We start from the raw sequence: 16,354 nt of genomic DNA, 5'->3' as shown, positions 1-16,354 counted from the left end.
CTAACGGTACAGGTACGCAGCGGTTACGAGGGGATGCAAATAGCCTTGCCAGAATATCTATGCATCCCGATCCCCGCTGCAGGACTGACTCAGTACCTGCTTGCACTCGCTCGAAATATCCAGCCCAAAGCGGTCGCCAAGAGCAAACGAGGCCCGAAAGTGCCCAAGTCAAAGGAGTGGCTGGAAGGCAAAGCCGCGAATGCCCACGTGTCAACGGATCGGGTGCTCAAGGCAGCTAAAATCAAAAGACCTTGAAAGGGCTGGCCGTAAGGGCGAAACCCTAAGTGGCCGTTACCGCAGCAACGGATATACACACCGCCCACAGAACATAAGCCGACTACCAGACCGCCTTCGCGAGCAAGCCCGCTCCCACAGGGGAATGTGGATACCGCGATATTGCGGCCAACCAAAAAACAAATGTGGGAGCGAGCCTGCTCGCGATTGCGGTGCCTCAGTCAACATGAATGCCAACTGATCGGACGCTATCGCGAGCAGGCTCGCTCCCACAGGTTTTGCCGGCTGATCAACGATCAGCAGCAGTCAATCAAACATTCGGGCAAGGAACCGGAGCCCAGTCACCCAGGTCCGGGTTTTTGCACATGCTGTTGACCTGAGTAGTACCGGCACTGGCAACCTGCTTGCTTTCATCTTGCTTGGCCTTGGCGGCCTGCAAGGTCTTCTCGGTGGTCACCGCTTCTTTCGGCACGGTCGGCAGCTCTTTCTTCTTCGCCGGCTGCACCTTTTTGTTGGTCTTCTTGCTGCTGGTCGGAGCCACAACCTGCGTGGTATCAGCGGTGGCCACGGTCACCACGTCAGTACGCTGCACACCCACTTGCTGCAGGTCTTTCTCATAGGCCTGGGTGTAGTTGTTCAGGTCTTCGGAAGCCTTGCCATTGACCGCGACGATAAGGTCGTTCGACTCTTTCAGGCCGGCGACGATTTCTGCCAGGCGCTTGCGGCCTTCGGTGTCGTTGACGGTCTTGGCCTTGCGGTCGGCAACCAGTTTGCTGAACGCATTCTGGTAGCACTGCTGCGAAGTCTTCGCGTAAGCAGTGCTGCGGTCGATGTCGGAGACGCTTTTGTTGACGTCGGTGGCGTAGGACGCGATGCGCTGGTTGTCATCGGCGATCTGCTTCTGGCGCTCGGTGTAGTAACCCGCTGCACCGCCGGCCAGGGCGCCGCCCGCAGCACCGATGGCAGCGTTGCGACCACGGTTTTCCTTGTCGGTCAGGGCGCCCAGCAAGGCACCGCCGACCGCGCCAACGGCCGCGCCGGTGACCACGGACTTGGTCATGTCGCCTTCGGTGGAGCGCAGGTGCTGCACCGGCTCGTAGCAGTTCGGGTAGTACTCGACCTTGGTGCTCGAAGCGACCTTGGACGTCGGCGACGTGGCGCAGCCGGTCAGTACGGTGCTGAAGCCAACAGCGACCATCAGCAAGTGACGCTTGGAAACCGAAGCAAAAGGTTTACGGGAGAAAAGCATAGTTGTGTTCTCGTTTAAGTTTTGACCAGCTCAGCGCGGCCCAATCGCCGCCTGAGTCCCTTCCAAGCTCGCTGACAACGAAGGCTCAAGACCGCTGAGCGCTCGATGCGAGCAATTCCTTCAATATCGCCGCCGGGTCGGCTCGTTTTTGCTGACGATAATCCCCGACATGACGAACGAATAACGTTGCACGCGCCACCAGGCTCTTGCCCAGTACCGGCTTGCGCTCCAATTCTTCCTTGATGCGTTGAAACTGCGCCTGGATCACGGCATCGGTGTAGCGCGTGCCGGTCGCCAAGTTGTCGATGTAGATCGCCACTGCGCCATCCAGCGCACTGCGACCGTTATCGATGGCCGTGGCAAACAGCTGCGCACTGGCCTCGTCCTTGGCGTCCAGGGCCACCTGCCGACTGTTCTGCAGATTGGTCAGGCGAATGTTGTAGTTATTGACGGTCTCGGCCACCAGGGCCGACGACTGGATCAGGTTGCCCGCCGCTTCCTCGCGCTGCTGGGCGATGAGCGAGACGTTGCGCTTGAGCTCTTCGTTGACCAGCCCCAGTTCGGCTTGCAGCCGCGGGTCGACGCTGGCGGCGATGATGCTGTCCAGGCGTTTGGTCGGATCGTCGGCGTCATCGATGGCGTCGGTCAGGGACGCGAGACGTCCTTCTTTCTGCCATTGGGCAAACAATTCCTTGTAGCGCGACCGCGGCGCCGACAACGCCCCGACGGCGACGCGAAAGCCGGTGGTTTCGTTGCTTTGCTCGGTGCCGTCGGCGGTGAACAGCGGGTATTCGCGGCGCATGCCGGTGAACAACGTGCCCTCGCCTTCCAGGTAGTTACCGCCCTTGACCACGAAACCGCCATAGGCGCCCTGACGGCGACCGGCGTGCACCAGTTGGAACGATTCCTGGACCATTTCCGCCGCGTTGCCGACCACGTCGAACAGGCCGATGGGGTTCGGCAACTTGGTGCCGATGGGCATCAACCGCGCCGCTTGGCCGGTGCCGCCGGCGACCTGGTTGAACACCGCCCAATCGGCCAGCGGCCCGTCGCTTTCACTGCCTTCCAGACGCCGGGGAAACAGACGCCCTTCCAGATCCTGACGGCTGACGGCCTGCCCGCCGCGAGCAGCGAACTCCCATTCAACTTCGGTCGGCAAGCGCACGAAACCCAGCCCGCCATCTTCGGCGGAGGTGCCGCGACCGCTCACCGGCAGCAGGTCCTTGTGGTATTTCATCAGCCAGGCGCTGTACACCGCCGAGAAGCGCTCGGCCTCGAACTTCGACAGCTTCACCTTGGGCAGGCGCCCGGCTACGCCTTGGGGCAAATCGGCCTGCAAGGCTTCGCAGGCCGGTGCCGGTTCGCCGCTGGCCAACGATTGCGCCTGGGCCATGACTTGAGCGTACTGGCGGGCGGTGACCTCGTACTTGCCGATGAAGTACAGCATCGGCTTGAGCGGCGTCTTGGCATCGGTCTTGGGCATCAGCGGCGTGATGGTCTTGTTCCAATCCGTGGGCAGGTCCTTGAGAGTGAACTGGCCATTGATGAAGTCGCGCCGGTAGCCGGAAATGAACGATTGCTGATAGCCCGCCTCGCCTTCGCTGAACGGATAACCGAGGCTGATCTCGCGGTCATCCAGGGTGCCCTGGGCAAGGATGTAGACGTAACGAAAGACCATCTGCCCTTCGCACGGCAGCGGCAGGCTGACGTCGTCCGGCAACGGCTTGGGGTTGTCCAGCTTGTCGCTGCCTTCATCGGCCCAGGCCAGGCTGGCCAGGCTCAGCGCCACGGCGGCGCCCAATAACTTATACATCACGGATTCCTTCACACGCCTGGATGCGCGCCACTCGCCAGCCGCCACACGCCGCCGCCACGGCGCTGACGCCGAGCACGGCCATCAGGGCCAGTAGGTAGTGACGCACCAGCAAGTGACTGGCGTATTCGCCCGGCACCTGCGCAAATAAAGAGTTCAGGCCCGACTGCGCCAGGCCATACAGGCCGGCGCTCAACAGGGCCGCAAAGGTCGCGCTGTAGAGCGCCTGCAACACCACGAACAACAACAGCGCCGCCGTGGAAACCCCCAACAGGCGCAACACCGACAGCTCCCGACGCTTACGCTCGACCGCTGCCAGGGCACCGGCAAAAATCGCCGCGAACGCTCCGGCCAAGGCCAGCCCCGCGATGATCCAGAACACGATCGACAGATTGCGGCTCAGCGATTGCACTTGTGCGATGGTCTGGGCCTGGGTGGACACCAACAGGTTCTGCCCGGCGAAATACTGCCGCAGCGGCTCGACATCGCCGAGACTGCGCCCGTACAGCCGAAACGCCGGATACACCCGCTGCCCGGCCACACCCACCGCCTCTCCCGGCCAGCCGAAGGCGGGCACGGCACGACCGTCGCGGTAATCTTCCGCCGCTTCCAGCAACGCCAGCGGCGCGAACAACCCGTCCCGGGCGAAGGCTTCCAGCGGCAGTACGTGCAACACCTGAACCCGCGTGCGCTGCGCCTCGCTGCGACCGGCCACCTGCCGACCGAAACTGGCCTGCAACCAATCGCCGGCCTTGGCACCGAGTTTTTCCGCGGCGGTCTGGCTCAGCACCACTTGATCCAGGCCTTGAGGTACGGGCCGGCGTTCGAGTAAGGGATCGTTGGCTGCCGTGGGGATCATTTCCACAGTGACGGCCGCTGCGTCGCCGCTCAAATCGGCTGTCGCGGCAATCTGCCGGGTGCGCGGCAAGGCGAAGGCGACGTCGCTGCGCTGCGCCAATTGCTCGATGAATTCGGCACTGAAACGGCCACCGCCCAAGGGGATGATTTCCCGGGTGGCCGGGTCGTTCTGCAAGCGCTCGGTGAGGCTGCTGACCAGGCCGAATTTCAAGCCGAACAACACCAGCAACGGCGCCACCACCGCCACCAGCGCCAGCACCGAGCAGGCCGACAGCCAGGCATCGTTGCGGTAATCCTGCCAGGCCAGGGAGGCCACCAACGCGCTGCGCATCAGCATGCCTCCCCGAGGGTGGCGGTGACGCCGCCGTCATCGTCGCGACGGCAACTGATGCGCCTCACTTGCAAGCCGCTGGCACGGGCCAACGCCTCGTCGTGGGTGGCAACCACGCAGCACACGCCGTGTTCGCGGGCCTGGGTCACCAGCAATTGCATGACGCGTTCGGCGTTCAGCGGGTCGAGGGCGGCGGTCGGTTCATCCGCCAATAACAGGCGCGGGCCATGGGCCAGGGCGCGCGCGCAACTGACTCGCTGGCGCTGGCCGACGGACAAGTCCGTCGGTTTTTTGTCCAGTTGATCGGCAATATCCAACTGCCCAGCCAGGCGCGTCACGCTGCCGTCATCCTTTAAACCCAACAGTTTTCGCGACAATTCGATGTTGCCGCGCACGTCCAGGAAGCCCAACAGGCCGCCGGTTTGCAGAACATAACCCAGGTGCCGACTGCGCAGCTCGGCCAAGGTGCCTTGTTGCGACCCACGCCACAATTTGGCGATGTCCAGCGGCGCATTGGCAGGGCTGAAGTCGAACCGCCCGGCCTGATCAGGCGCCAGCACCAGCGCGAGCAAATCGAGCAAGGTGCTTTTGCCGCAGCCACTGGGGCCGACCACCGCCAGTTGTTCACCGCCGCGCAAGTGCAGCCGTGGAATCACCAGGCTGTAGCGTTGGCTGCCGGTGCCCCGGCTTTTGTGCACTGCGCTCAGGCTCAGCATCATGGCAGCGTCGACAACGGAACGCGGTACAAGGCGTCGCCCGGCTCGGCATCGCCGAAACGCACCCAGTTGGCGAGGTCGTTGTGGAAGGTTTCGTAGAGACGGATTTTCGAATCCAGCTCGTCGATGAAGTCTTCCTGTTCGGCCACGCTCAACGACAACCACAAATCCTGGGTCATGTTCAGCGACTTGCTGCGGTACGGCAGCCCTTCCAGGTACTCGCCGAGAATCCCGCCGGAGGCCAGGTTGCCGCCCTTGCGCAAGGCCGATGGGTCGCGGCTCATATAGGCACTGGCGCTGGCGATTTCCTGGAAGAAATCCTTGGGCGAGCTTTGGGTCTTGCGGGCCGCGTCGACGATCAGCTTCAGCGATTGCTGCAGGTCGTTGAGTTGCAGCTTCGTCAGCATCACACAGACCTGGAACGCCGGCAGCGCCGGGTTGGTCAGGTCACGGTCGGCGGTCCAGGCGCTGACCAGTTGCGGCGCCTGGCTGGCTGATTTACGCCCCAAAAAGTCCATGTGCATCGCGTAGCCCACCGCCGCCGATTTATCGGCCAGGCTTGGCGCGGCGCTCAACAGCGGCACGTTTTGCGGTTTGTTGCTACGCACCTGATGCACCAGGTCGGCGAACACCGAACCGATTTCGTCGACACGTTCGCCGAACTTGCGCACATCGGCGCCCGGCACCGGAATGTACAGGTCGCCGATCTGCGGGTTGGCGTCGGCGGTGAGGATGCGGTATTGGCTCTGGGCGCCGGCATGGGTTTTCTTGCCGGCATCGCTGAGCAAATGCAAGGCGTAGATCTTGATCTGTTTGCCCAGCGCCGCTTGGCGTACTTCCGCCTCGTTCATTTGCGTGGCGGCAAACGGATCGTTCTTGCGCAGGGCACCGGCGTCGGTGACCAGCAGGATCAAACGCCCGCCGTAACCGGACCAGTCCATGCCTTCGACGGCTTCCATAACCCCGGCAAACGCATCTTCGTTGAACGAATGGCTCGACACTGTCGACGCCTTGACCTGCCGCGCCAAATCCACGAAGCGTTGCGGATCGCGACCCTGTTCCAAAGTGATCAAGGTCTTGGCGACGTATTCCAGGCCGGGGGTTTTCTTGATGCTGCTGCGGAAACCCACCATGCCGAAACTGACACTGTCCAACTCGCCACGCTCGGCGATACGGGTTTGCAACTGGTGAACCACGTCGCGTACTTGATCGATATAGGGCTGCATCGACACCGTGGTGTCCACCACCAGCACCACGGCCGTGCGGAACGCGTCGGCGTTGGCGGTGGTGATGGGCGTGTTGCCTGCGGCGCGAGGGGCGTTGCCTGGGTCGATGGACGCCACGTTCAGCAACTGCACCGGCTGGCCGTTTTCATCCAGGCTTTCGCGGGAATCGAAGATCGGCAACAGGTAGAACTGGCTCTGCGGAACGGCGCTGGCGGCCGGTTCCAGGGCCAACACTTGCTGGTCCTCCTGGGGGCTCTGCTGGGCCTTGAGCAACACGTTCTTGGCCGCCGAGGGGTTAGCCAGGAGTTTTTCCACTTCGCCAGGCTGACGCAGGAACATCACCGGCGCACGGCCGGAACGTTCGGTGAACTTGAGCACCAGGCTTTGCTTCCAGTCGCTGACTTGGGCGGCCTGCAACCAACCGTCGCTGCGCCCGTCAGTGGCCGCGCCGACCCGCACCCACGGGCTGCCGTCGACGTCCTTGCGCTGATACACGTACAGCACGGAAAACGCCGGCAACGCCTTGCCCGGCGCAGCGCCCGGCTCGTCGGCGAGTTTCGCCCCCGGCTTGCTGAGCACGCGCTGGAACAGGGTTTTCTTGCCGGCCATCAGCAGCGGACGCTGGCCACCGTCGGCCTCGGCCGCCACGGGTGGCTTCACCGGCGGTGACACGGGAGGTTTGACGACCGGCACCTCAGGGGTTTTCGGTGGAGACACTTCGGGCGTCTTCACCGACGACGTCGAGGCAGTCGGCGGCTTGGTCTCAGGTTTAGCATTACCGGACAACCACCAATAACCTGCGCCACCCAAGGCCAGCGCCACGGCGACCGCAACGGCGGCCAAGGCGAACACCGGCCCCTTGCGTTGCTCCGAGACGGAGGACTGAGGCGTCGGCTTTGCCGGTGGCGGCACGGGCTTGGGCTGCGATTGTGGTTGCGCCGGCCCGGTTGGAATGTCGATGGACACCGGTGTCAGCCCGGCCAAATCTTCGCCAAGACCTTTTGGAGCGATGTGCAGCGGCCGGATCAGCGTCGCTTCCGGCGATTGCTGAGGCAGGTTATCCAGTGCGCGCAACAATGCCGCCGCATCCGGGAAGCGCTCGGCCGGGTCTTTCGCCAACAGCTTGCGCAACACCTCCTGATAACGGCCGTGGTGCACCGGCAATTCCGGCAGCGGTTCGGTCAGGTGGGCCAGGGCCGTGGACAGCGCGTCGTTGCCGGTATACGGCAGTTCGCCGACGAGGATTTCGTAGAGCACCACGCCCAGGGCGTACAAGTCGGCACGGCCGTCGATGTCCTGCCCTCGGGCCTGTTCCGGGCTCATGTAGCTGGGGGTGCCGACGGCAAAACCGGCCTGGGTGAACTGGGTGCGGTCGTCCAGGGACTTGGCGATGCCGAAGTCCGAGAGCACCGCCGTACCATCGGCACGGAACAGGATGTTGGCCGGCTTGACGTCACGGTGCACCAGGCCCAGCCCGTGGGCATAACCCAGGGCCGAGGCGATCTGGCGAATATAGGTCAGGCCCTGCTCCGGTGTCAGGCCCGCCGCGATGCGTTCCTTGAGGGTGCCGTTGGGCAGGTATTCCATCGCCATGTAGTACAGCTCACCGACATTGCCGATGTCATGGATGGTGACCGTGTGCGGGTGCGACAGGCGCGCCAGGGTCTTGCCTTCGCGCAGGAAGCGCTCGCAGAACGTCGGGTCGGCAGCCAATGCCGCAGCCATGATTTTCAATGCGACCTTGCGTTCCAGCGAACGCTGGGTCGCCAGATAGACGCTGGCCATCGCGCCTTCGCCGATACCGCCCTCGATGTCGTAGCCGGGGATGACAATGTTCAAGGCGAGGCTCATGAAGGCACCTTCACGACAACCACGGTGATGTTGTCCGGCGCACCGCGCATCAGGCCCAGGGACACCAGGCTGCTGGCGATTTCGCCAGGCTCGTCGTGGCTCAGCACTTCGCGGATTTCCTCATCTTCGACGGTCTTGTTCAGCCCGTCGCTGCACAGCAGGTAGCTGTCGCCCGGCACCAGCAGCAATTCGACCAAGGCCAGGTTCAGTTGCGCTTCGACGCCAATGGCGCGGGTGACGATGTTGGCCCGTGGATGCACGCGGGCTTCGGCCTCGCTGAGCAGGCCACTGTCCTGCAGGTCCTGGACGTAGCTGTGATCCCGGGAGATGCCTTCCAGCACGCCATCGCGCAGGCGATACAAGCGACTGTCGCCGGCCCACAGGCACATGCCGCGCAGGTCACGAGTGGCGAGCACTACCACGGTGCTGCCCATCATGGTCACGCCACGGTTGGCGGTTTCCTCACGCACGGCGGCGTTGACCCGCAGCAGGTCGCTTTGCAGCGCTGCGACGTATTCATCCAGCGAACGGCCGGCGGCAATACTGCGCAGGCTGTCGACGATCAGGCTGCTGACGTAGTCGCCCGCCGCGTGGCCACCCATGCCATCGGCCACGACCCAGAGGCCGTTTTCCGGCAGGTCCAGGCAGGCGTCTTCATTGACCTGGCGGACCATGCCGACGTGGCTCTTGCTTGCAGACTTGAATGCTTTTCCGGCACTTGGACGCATCTACACAACACCTTCTTGGCCGAGCAAAAATTGCGCAAAATCAGCAGCGGCCGGCAGGCCCTGGCAGCGCATCAAACCGGGCGCGATGCGCTCCGAACCCAGCCCCCACCACAGGCTCGCGCCTTCGCAGGCCGACTCGGCCAGGGCGCTCATTCGCCGTTGCGGGTCGGTGGCATCGAAACGGTGCAGGCTGGCGAAACGGCTGCTTGGGGTGCGCGGCTGAAACAGCGGGCTATCGAGGCTTTCCAGTGCGGCGCCGAAAGCTTCGAAACTGGCCTCCACATTCAAGGTGCTCAGCAACAGATCCTCCACCCGCTCGAACCACGCGTCCGCGCCGCCCACAATCGAAGCAGGATCGGCGTCGGGCTCCAGCAACACGGCGACGGTCAGCGGGAAATACCGGCCGACCCGGTCGATGCTCGGCATCACCACGCCGACGGCAGCGTCCGGCCCACAAACGCCAGGCGCGACCATGAAGCGCCACAACGGGCTGACCAGATAGGCATCCAGCCAACGTTCGCCAAGGCTGGTCTGGCTCGCGAGCAACCCCGCCGCCAGCCACGAATCCCACGGGCTGACAAAGCTCTGGGGCAAACCACGGCTGACGAAATCGCCGCGGCTGGCCAACTTTCCATAGAAGCCCGGCGTACTCATAGCCGCTCCGGCAGGCTGAAGCCGCTGAGCACCCGGCTCTTGAACGGGTTGAAGGCGCTGTTGGCCCGCAGCTCATAAGAGGCGCTGGCGCCATCGACCCGCAGCCGCAGGTTGAAGCGATCCGGCGAGTTGCCGGCGCTCAGGTCCGATTGTTCCAACAGGCGGAACCAGGCCCACGGCCCATCCAGGGTGATGCCGGAGCGACCGCTGGACGACGGCGGCATGATCGAGATCCGCACCACGCCGATGCTGCCCGGGTTCGGCCATTGCATGGCGGTCGGGCGGCTCGGACCGTGGTCGTAGCTCAACTGTTGACCATCGAGGTCGAGCAGGAACTGGGTGATGGTCGAATCCATCGCCACTGGCTTGAGCTCGAAGCGCACCATCGGCTGGGTGCCACCGGCGCGGAAGAACGCATCGCGAATAGTCGCGGCGCGCTGGAAGGTTTGCAGCACGCCTGGGGCGATGCCGAGCTTCTGCGCCGCGCCCGGCTGCCAGCGCCAGGTCGGGGTCGAAGTATCGACGTAGGGTTGCAGGTATTTGCGGAAGTAGTTGTCCATCACCCCGCCAACGCCGAAGAACTGGCCAAAATCATCCAGGGTGGCGTCCCGCGCGCTGCCCGGTGACATCGGATAACGCCCGGCCAGGGACTGGCGATAGATGTTCACCACTTCGCTGGTCCAGGCAGCGTTCAGTTGGTTGCGCACCCCGCCCATCATGCTGTTGGTGGTGGAGTTGACCACCGACTTGACCAGACCCTGCACCAGCGGCGGTTGGCGTTCAGCGTTGAGGCTGACCCGGGTGGCGGCTGCGCTGGCCTGGTTCTTGGCTTCGCCGAGCAAGGCGTCGCCGCTCGCGCCGACCATGGCACTGACCTGCACGTACAAGGCGTTCATGTCGGCCAGCAAACCATCGATGGCCGCCGGCTCACCTTCATTCTTGCTGACGATGCTGTTGAGCTCAGCAAAGTGCGCAGTGATCGGGTCGTCGCTGGCCTGGGGTGCGTTTGGCGCGGCCTGTTCCTGGCCAAGCAAGCTGCCGAGGCGCTCCTTGAGCTTGTCCACACCGCCTCCCGTCGGCGCGCCTTGGGCGGCCAGCAGGCGTTCGTCCTGTTGCAGGTCAGTCTCCTTCGCCACCGCCACCAGCAATTTTTTCAACGGCGAGGTCGGCCCGGAAATCACTCGCAGCACGTCGGCGGCCTGGGCCACGCTGGTGATCGGCACGAAGTCTATATCAGCCAGCAAGGCGTCCCATTGGCGCAGATAGTCCTGAAAATACAGGCGACGTACTTCGGCGGCCAGGCTGGCGACGTTCTGCTGATCGGCCTGCTCCTGACCCAATACCCATTGCTCTTCGGCCAGGGTGCCGGTCTGGCTCAGGCTGGCGAGCAAGAAGCCCTGGCGGTAGCCCTTGACGGTAAAGAACCCGCTCAAAGGTTCGCCCAGTGGCTTGCCGCTCTTGCGACTGAACACCAGCGCAGCGTCACGCCCGGCGGCTTCGTTGATGCGGAAGTCCGGTATGCCCTCAGGCAGTTTCTGCCGCTTGATGCGGTCATAGACACGCTGGGCCACGGGCAATTGCTGCAACTGCCGGCGCAGGTCTTCGATCAGCCGTGGGTCCAGGCGCGCCGTCGGCGGACGCCGCTCGAACAGCGCCTGCAAGTGCCCGCTCAACGCCTGACGCTGCTCGGCCGGCAAGTCGCGCGGCAGGCTGCGGTCCCAATCCAGGGCAATCCAGGCCTTGATGAAGTCGGCATCGTAGTGCTCGGTGTCGGCGAGCATCAGGTAGGCCTTCAAGCCTTCGTAGAGGAAGTCCGAATTGCCGCCGCTGTGCAGTTGCTCTTCGACACGCGTCAACAGGCGCGGCGCGAACACAGCGATCAGCAGCTTGCGATAGACGCTGCCGGACTCGGCTTCGAGCATGTCGCCCTGGTATAACCCCAGGCCTTCGGCCCAGTCGGGCGCGTCGTCGGCCAAGTGCTTCACGGCGTTGAGCAACGGCAGTACAGCGAGCACATCGCGCTGCGCCGGGCTGAGGTTCTGCACGGTCTGGCCCAATGGCGCGACTTTCTGGTCGACCTGGGCGATGTAGGCCTGGTTAGCGCGGTAGCTGATCCACCACAACGTCCCGACCACCAGCACCACCGCCACGGTCGAGGCCAGCACGCCGCGGGCGATCCACTTGCGCCGACGCTCGACCTTCGGATCGACGCCCACCAGCCCACGCTCGGCGAAAGCCACGGCGGTGAAGAGTTTTTCGATGAAGTAGCTGCGCCCGGTGCCGGTCTGGCGCGCCAGGTGCTGACGGTCCAGGTTCATGCTCTGGGCCATGGACCCGATCAGGCGATCGATCGGGCTGCCTTCCTGGGTGCCGCTGGTGAAGTACACGCCGCGCAGCAACACGCGCTCTTCAAAGGCGTTGGGTTTGAACACGCCCTCGAGGAAACTTTGCAGGCAATCTTTCAAGGCACCGAACTGCTGTGGGAAGCCATAGATGAGATCGCGCCGTGCTGGGTCGCGCTCTTGCTGCAAGCGCTCCACCAGGCGGTCGTTGAGACGTTGCTCCAGGCCGGCGAATTCACTTTGCAGGTGCGCCAGCGGGCTGTCGTTGCTCTTGCCATCGTCCAGGGCGAAGGTCATGCCCCAGACCTGGGCGCGCTCTTCCTTGCTCAGGGTATCGAAGTACTCCATGAACCCGGGCACCAGGTCGAGCTTGGTGAGCATCAGGTAGATCGGGAAGCGCACGCCCAATTGGGTGTACAGCTCCTGGATCCGCAAGCGTATGGCGGCGGCATGGGCGGCGCGCTCGGCGTCGCTGCCCAGCAGCAGGTCCGACAGGCTGATGGCGATGAACGCGCCGTCAATCGGACGCCGGGCCCGCTGCTTTTTCAACAGGCCAAGGAAGCCCAGCCACGCGGCCTTGTCCACCGTCGCGTCGCTGTCCTGGGTGGTGTAGCGGCCGGCGGTGTCGAGCAGGACGGCCTGGTCGGTGAACCACCAATCACAATTGCGCGTGCCGCCGACGCCACGTACCGCGCCGGCACCCAGCTGCGCGGCCAACGGGAAATGCAGCCCGGAATTGACCAGCGCGGTGGTCTTGCCCGAACCCGGCGGGCCGATGATCACGTACCACGGCAGTTCGTAGAGGTTGCGGCGCTCGTCACCGCCCAGCTTGGCTTTCTTGAGCAGCGCCAGGGCTTCGTCCATGCGCTGACGCAGGGTTTCGAGCTCCTCGGCGGTGGCGACGCTGGTCGGGTCGGGCGGGGTTTGCGCGGCCAGGCTGCGCATGACTTCGGCGGCCTGGCGGCGGGCCTGGATGATGCGAAACACCCGGTAGGCGATCCACACCGCGAACACCAGGATGATCAACGCCCAGCGCCGGCCTTCGGGCACCAGCCACTCCAGCAGCGGGCCGACGAACCAGATGATCAGGCTCAGGGCGATCAGCCCCAGCAATGGAATGACCCAGCGGGTCATAAAACTGAAAAACGCCTTCACTCGACCCCCTCCGCCAATACTGTGATTTCAACCCGACGATTGCGCGCACGGCCCTCGGTCGTGGCATTGGACGCCAGCGGCTCGGTGTCGCTGCGGCCTTCGGCGCTGAAGCGCTCGGGCTGGCCAGTCTTGGCCGAGAGAATTTGCAGCACCGACTGGGCTCGCGCCTCGGACAACGCCCAGTTGGACGGGAACCTGAGGGTGGCAATCGGGCGATTGTCGCTGTGGCCGGTCACCAGGACCTGACCCTTGACCTTGCGCACCGCATCGGCGATGCGCAGCATCAGCGGCTGGAAATCGTCCTTGATGCTGGCGCTGCCCGAGGCGAACAGTTCATCGCCACGGATGGTCACCACCGAGCGGTCGACGGCATCTTCTACGGCAATCCGACCGGCCCTGATTTCATCGGCCAAAAAGCCCGCCAGGCGTGGACGTTCGATGACCTTCGGCTGCACCACGGGGCGGTCGATGGCCTGCACCGGGATTTCCCCGAGGAAATGGATGTTCTTGAACACCGGTTCGGCATCGGAGGCCAGTTTCATGCGCAGGCCAAACAGCAGCGCCAGCAGCAATGCCACGCCGATGGCCACGGCGATCCACGGCGGCATGAACTGCGCCAGGCGATCGCGAGCCACGGTGACGCCGCGCCAGTGCGGCGACAGCTCACGTTCATATTCACCCCGGGCACTGCGGATCACTGCGCTGGTGCGTTCACGCAACGCTTCCAATTGGCTGCGGCCGTCGTTCATCACCCGGTAGCGCCCTTCGAAACCGAGGCACATGCACAGGTACAAAAGCTCCAGCAGATACAAGCGCTCCCGCGGGCTTTGCAGGCAATGCTCCAGCAGCTGGAACACTTTTTCGCCGCCCCAGGCTTCGTTATGCACAGTGATCAACAGGCTTTGCTTACCCCAGTCGCTGGTGCCGCCCCAGGGCGTGCTCAATACTGCTTCATCCAGCGCAGTGCACAAGGCGTAGCGGGCCAGCAGCACCTCATTGCGTACCACACCGGCGGCCTCGGCGCGCTCTTCGAACTGGCGCAAGTACGCCAGCAGTTGCGCACGCAGGCTGGCGGGCGCCGGGTGGGCGATGGTGCTGCGCAAGCGCGTCAGCAGGGCCAGCAGCGGGCCTGCAGCACTCTCCAACGGGTTGAGGCCTTGGGCTTTACCGGTCAGTACCGGAGCGGCTGGCATCGAGAGGGGAGCCGGCGCCGGTGACGGCTGCCCACGACCAGCGTCCGGGCGGAAAGGATCCGCGCCACGGCCACCGGGCGTCGGCATGAACTGGGTACGATCGTCGTTGCTCATCGCGGTTTATCCTCGGATCGCCCAGAACGCCAGGTTCAGCCCAGGGAACTGGCCGGCGATGTGGAACGCAAAGCCACCAGAGTTGCTCAACTGCTGCCAGTGGTCGCTGCCCCGGTCGAGTTCGTAATAAGTGGAGCCTGCGTGGTACGGAAGCTGGCGTGGCGCCACCGGCAACGGCAGCAGGCCGATGCCCGGCAGTTGCAGGTTGACCAGGTCGCGGATGTGCTCCACCGAACCGACCTTGCTCTGCTGGCCGAAGCGGCCGCGCAGGGTTTCGGCGGGAACATCGGCACGCACCACCAGAATGAAACTGGCGCTGTCGAGCAGGGTCTTGTCGGCGAGCATCGCCACGTGGATACCGTAGGCTTTCTCGACAATCGGGATCGGCGTGGCCTTGCTGTCGATCAGCATCGACAACGCTTCACGCAGCGCCTGCATCACCGGCGCATAGCTCAGCGTCAGGTCGTCGTGCTGGTATTGCGGGTATTCCTGCGGTCGTCGCCCAGACGCGGTAAAGGTGGAGAACTCCCCGGCCAGGCTGACCAGCTCGCTGTAGAAGCGTTCAGGGTGCAAGGGGCTCAACTGGCTCAGGTGCTGGATCAGCGGCTGGGCGCGGTTGACCAGTTGTAGCAGCATGAAATCGGCAATCTCCGAAGCACCGCCGGCACCCGACGCCACTACCCGCCCGGCGAGGGCTTCGCCACGTTGATGCAGCAGGCCCAGCAGTTCGCTGCGAAACGCCGCCAGCGGTTTGGAAGCCGCCACATCCAGCAACGGCGGGATGTAGCTGTCGTCGAGCACCAGCGCGCGATCGGCGCGCTTTTCCTTGATGCGCACCACGCCGATGGCGGCGTAGTCGCCGATTCCGTCCTGGGCGGTCAACAAGCGCAGCGCCCGGGAACCCAGGGCCACCGGCGCGCGGTTTTCGAACGGCGCATTGTCGTCGCGCACTTCGCTCACCTGGCTAACGTAGCGCGCGGCCCCCAGGTCTTCGCCTTCATCCACGGTGTCACGGGCGCCGGCGCGCTTGAGCGGCAGGGCCAGATAGACCAGGCCATCGCGCAGGTTATCGTCGACGTTCAACGGGGTCGGTGCCAGGTCGTCCTGGGGAATGTTGAAGGGCGTGCCGTCCGGCAACAGGCCGCGCGCCGAGATAATCGCCAGCTTGCCCTGGGCCAGCAGGCCCTGGTCGATCAGCAATTCGGAAAAACCCCAGGCGCCGGCCGATAACGGGCGGCTGCGCGCGTCGATGAGGTTTTCCAGGTAACGGTCATGCTGCTGGAAGTGCTGCGTTCCAATGAACATGCCTTCCGACCAGACCACGCGATTGTTCCAGGACATGGGGGCTCCGATTGCTTATTGGGCAGGGCTGGATGGGGGAACGACGACGGCGCTGCGCACGGCGCGCACATCGAGGCTGATCTGGTATTCGGTGTATTCGCGGGCCGGGACATTCATCACCGTGCGCCATAGCGACTGGTCCAGCTCGCGATAGCCCACCAGTATTCCGATGTGCCGCGTGGCCGGGTCGAGGTCGCGTTGCAGGCTCAACTGCTGGCCCGGCTGGATCAGCACCTCGTCCTGGTCGATCAGGTCGGGGCCGAGCGTTGCCTGGGCGCGTTCGGCGAGAGCGAAATAATCGGAACGACCGAAGGTGGCGGCATTCTTCAGTTCGAAGATGCGCACCCGCACGGGGGCCGGCTGGCCGGTGGCGCCGGGGTTGAGCCCGGCAATGGCATGAAAATGCAGCTCGACGGCGGCGGTGTTTGCCTCAGCTTCTTCAGGCTGGGACTTGTCGGCATCCTTGGCGCACGCCGTCAGCAGAAGCGCGGCGGCGACTGCGAGTAAAAACCTGGGAATCATCCTGCGTCCTCAATGACGTTTGAGCTA

Annotated in this window: 11 protein-coding genes and 1 pseudogene; 1 reads left to right on the top strand and 11 read right to left on the bottom strand. The window is 64.2% G+C overall.

From position 1 onward, the window contains the following. Positions 1 to 255 (top strand): annotated as a pseudogene (locus tag AD663_RS29175) (IS4 family transposase); the annotation flags it as partial. Positions 256 to 544: 289 nt separating this feature from the next. Here the strand turns inward: AD663_RS29175 and tagQ are convergent. The 11 genes from tagQ to tssJ form a co-directional block, all read right to left on the bottom strand. After that, entirely contained in the window at positions 545 to 1,483 is a 939-nt protein-coding gene (tagQ, locus tag AD663_RS00805; protein ID WP_003177243.1) for a type VI secretion system-associated lipoprotein TagQ, read from the bottom strand. 85 nt (positions 1,484 to 1,568) lie between these two features. Continuing rightward, the gene (locus AD663_RS00800) at positions 1,569 to 3,296 is read right to left on the bottom strand and encodes an SUMF1/EgtB/PvdO family nonheme iron enzyme (protein ID WP_003177242.1); all 1,728 of its coding nucleotides are present in this window, start codon (positions 3,294 to 3,296) and stop codon (positions 1,569 to 1,571) included. Next, positions 3,289 to 4,485 (bottom strand): FtsX-like permease family protein, encoded by a 1,197-nt coding sequence (locus AD663_RS00795; RefSeq protein ID WP_053213100.1) that lies wholly within the window; start codon positions 4,483 to 4,485, stop codon positions 3,289 to 3,291. Before AD663_RS00795 ends, AD663_RS00800 begins: the two co-directional genes overlap by 8 nt. Next, positions 4,485 to 5,201, bottom strand: a complete 717-nt coding sequence (locus AD663_RS00790; RefSeq protein WP_053213104.1) for an ABC transporter ATP-binding protein — start codon at positions 5,199 to 5,201, stop codon at positions 4,485 to 4,487. The genes AD663_RS00795 and AD663_RS00790 overlap by 1 nt, the downstream gene beginning before the upstream one ends. Further along, on the bottom strand, positions 5,201 to 8,278 hold the full coding sequence (locus AD663_RS00785; protein ID WP_053213099.1) for a serine/threonine-protein kinase: 3,078 nt from the start codon (positions 8,276 to 8,278) through the stop codon (positions 5,201 to 5,203). The genes AD663_RS00790 and AD663_RS00785 overlap by 1 nt, the downstream gene beginning before the upstream one ends. Then, complete coding sequence (locus AD663_RS00780) at positions 8,275 to 9,006, bottom strand: PP2C family serine/threonine-protein phosphatase (protein ID WP_003177238.1); 732 nt, start codon at positions 9,004 to 9,006, stop codon at positions 8,275 to 8,277. Before AD663_RS00780 ends, AD663_RS00785 begins: the two co-directional genes overlap by 4 nt. Next, positions 9,007 to 9,660: a type VI secretion system-associated protein TagF gene (gene tagF, locus AD663_RS00775; RefSeq protein WP_003177237.1), complete on the bottom strand. Its 654-nt coding sequence runs from the start codon at positions 9,658 to 9,660 to the stop codon at positions 9,007 to 9,009. Continuing rightward, on the bottom strand, positions 9,657 to 13,157 hold the full coding sequence (gene tssM, locus AD663_RS00770; protein ID WP_053213098.1) for a type VI secretion system membrane subunit TssM: 3,501 nt from the start codon (positions 13,155 to 13,157) through the stop codon (positions 9,657 to 9,659). The genes tagF and tssM overlap by 4 nt, the downstream gene beginning before the upstream one ends. Further along, positions 13,154 to 14,464 carry a DotU family type VI secretion system protein gene (locus tag AD663_RS00765; protein WP_053213097.1) on the bottom strand — a complete coding sequence of 437 codons (1,311 nt, stop codon included), beginning with the start codon at positions 14,462 to 14,464 and terminating at the stop codon, positions 13,154 to 13,156. The genes tssM and AD663_RS00765 overlap by 4 nt, the downstream gene beginning before the upstream one ends. 6 nt (positions 14,465 to 14,470) lie before the next feature. Further along, the gene (gene tssK / locus AD663_RS00760) at positions 14,471 to 15,805 is read right to left on the bottom strand and encodes a type VI secretion system baseplate subunit TssK (RefSeq protein WP_003177234.1); all 1,335 of its coding nucleotides are present in this window, start codon (positions 15,803 to 15,805) and stop codon (positions 14,471 to 14,473) included. A gap of 15 nt (positions 15,806 to 15,820) precedes the next feature. Further along, a complete protein-coding gene (gene tssJ / locus AD663_RS00755; RefSeq protein ID WP_003177233.1) occupies positions 15,821 to 16,327 on the bottom strand; it encodes a type VI secretion system lipoprotein TssJ in 507 nt (168 codons plus the stop codon). Positions 16,328 to 16,354: the final 27 nt, after the last annotated feature.

Source organism: Pseudomonas sp. Q12-87 (assembly GCF_001269755.1).
Classification (GTDB): domain Bacteria; phylum Pseudomonadota; class Gammaproteobacteria; order Pseudomonadales; family Pseudomonadaceae; genus Aquipseudomonas; species Aquipseudomonas fluorescens_S.
Note: the sequence above shows the minus strand (reverse complement) of the source record. Positions and strands in the feature narration are given on the sequence as shown.

Excerpts from the sequence above, each read along its gene's own strand:
- AD663_RS00780 (WP_003177238.1), bottom strand. The coding sequence starts at position 9,006 with ATGCGTCCAAGTGCCGGAAAAGCATTCAAGTCTGCAAGCAAGAGCCAC.
- AD663_RS00795 (WP_053213100.1), bottom strand. The coding sequence starts at position 4,485 with ATGCGCAGCGCGTTGGTGGCCTCCCTGGCCTGGCAGGATTACCGCAAC.
- AD663_RS00790 (WP_053213104.1), bottom strand. The coding sequence starts at position 5,201 with ATGCTGAGCCTGAGCGCAGTGCACAAAAGCCGGGGCACCGGCAGCCAA.
- tagF (WP_003177237.1), bottom strand. The coding sequence starts at position 9,660 with ATGAGTACGCCGGGCTTCTATGGAAAGTTGGCCAGCCGCGGCGATTTC.
- AD663_RS00800 (WP_003177242.1), bottom strand. The coding sequence starts at position 3,296 with ATGTATAAGTTATTGGGCGCCGCCGTGGCGCTGAGCCTGGCCAGCCTG.
- tagQ (WP_003177243.1), bottom strand. The coding sequence starts at position 1,483 with ATGCTTTTCTCCCGTAAACCTTTTGCTTCGGTTTCCAAGCGTCACTTG.
- AD663_RS00785 (WP_053213099.1), bottom strand. The coding sequence starts at position 8,278 with ATGAGCCTCGCCTTGAACATTGTCATCCCCGGCTACGACATCGAGGGC.
- AD663_RS00765 (WP_053213097.1), bottom strand. The coding sequence starts at position 14,464 with ATGAGCAACGACGATCGTACCCAGTTCATGCCGACGCCCGGTGGCCGT.
- tssJ (WP_003177233.1), bottom strand. The coding sequence starts at position 16,327 with ATGATTCCCAGGTTTTTACTCGCAGTCGCCGCCGCGCTTCTGCTGACG.
- tssK (WP_003177234.1), bottom strand. The coding sequence starts at position 15,805 with ATGTCCTGGAACAATCGCGTGGTCTGGTCGGAAGGCATGTTCATTGGA.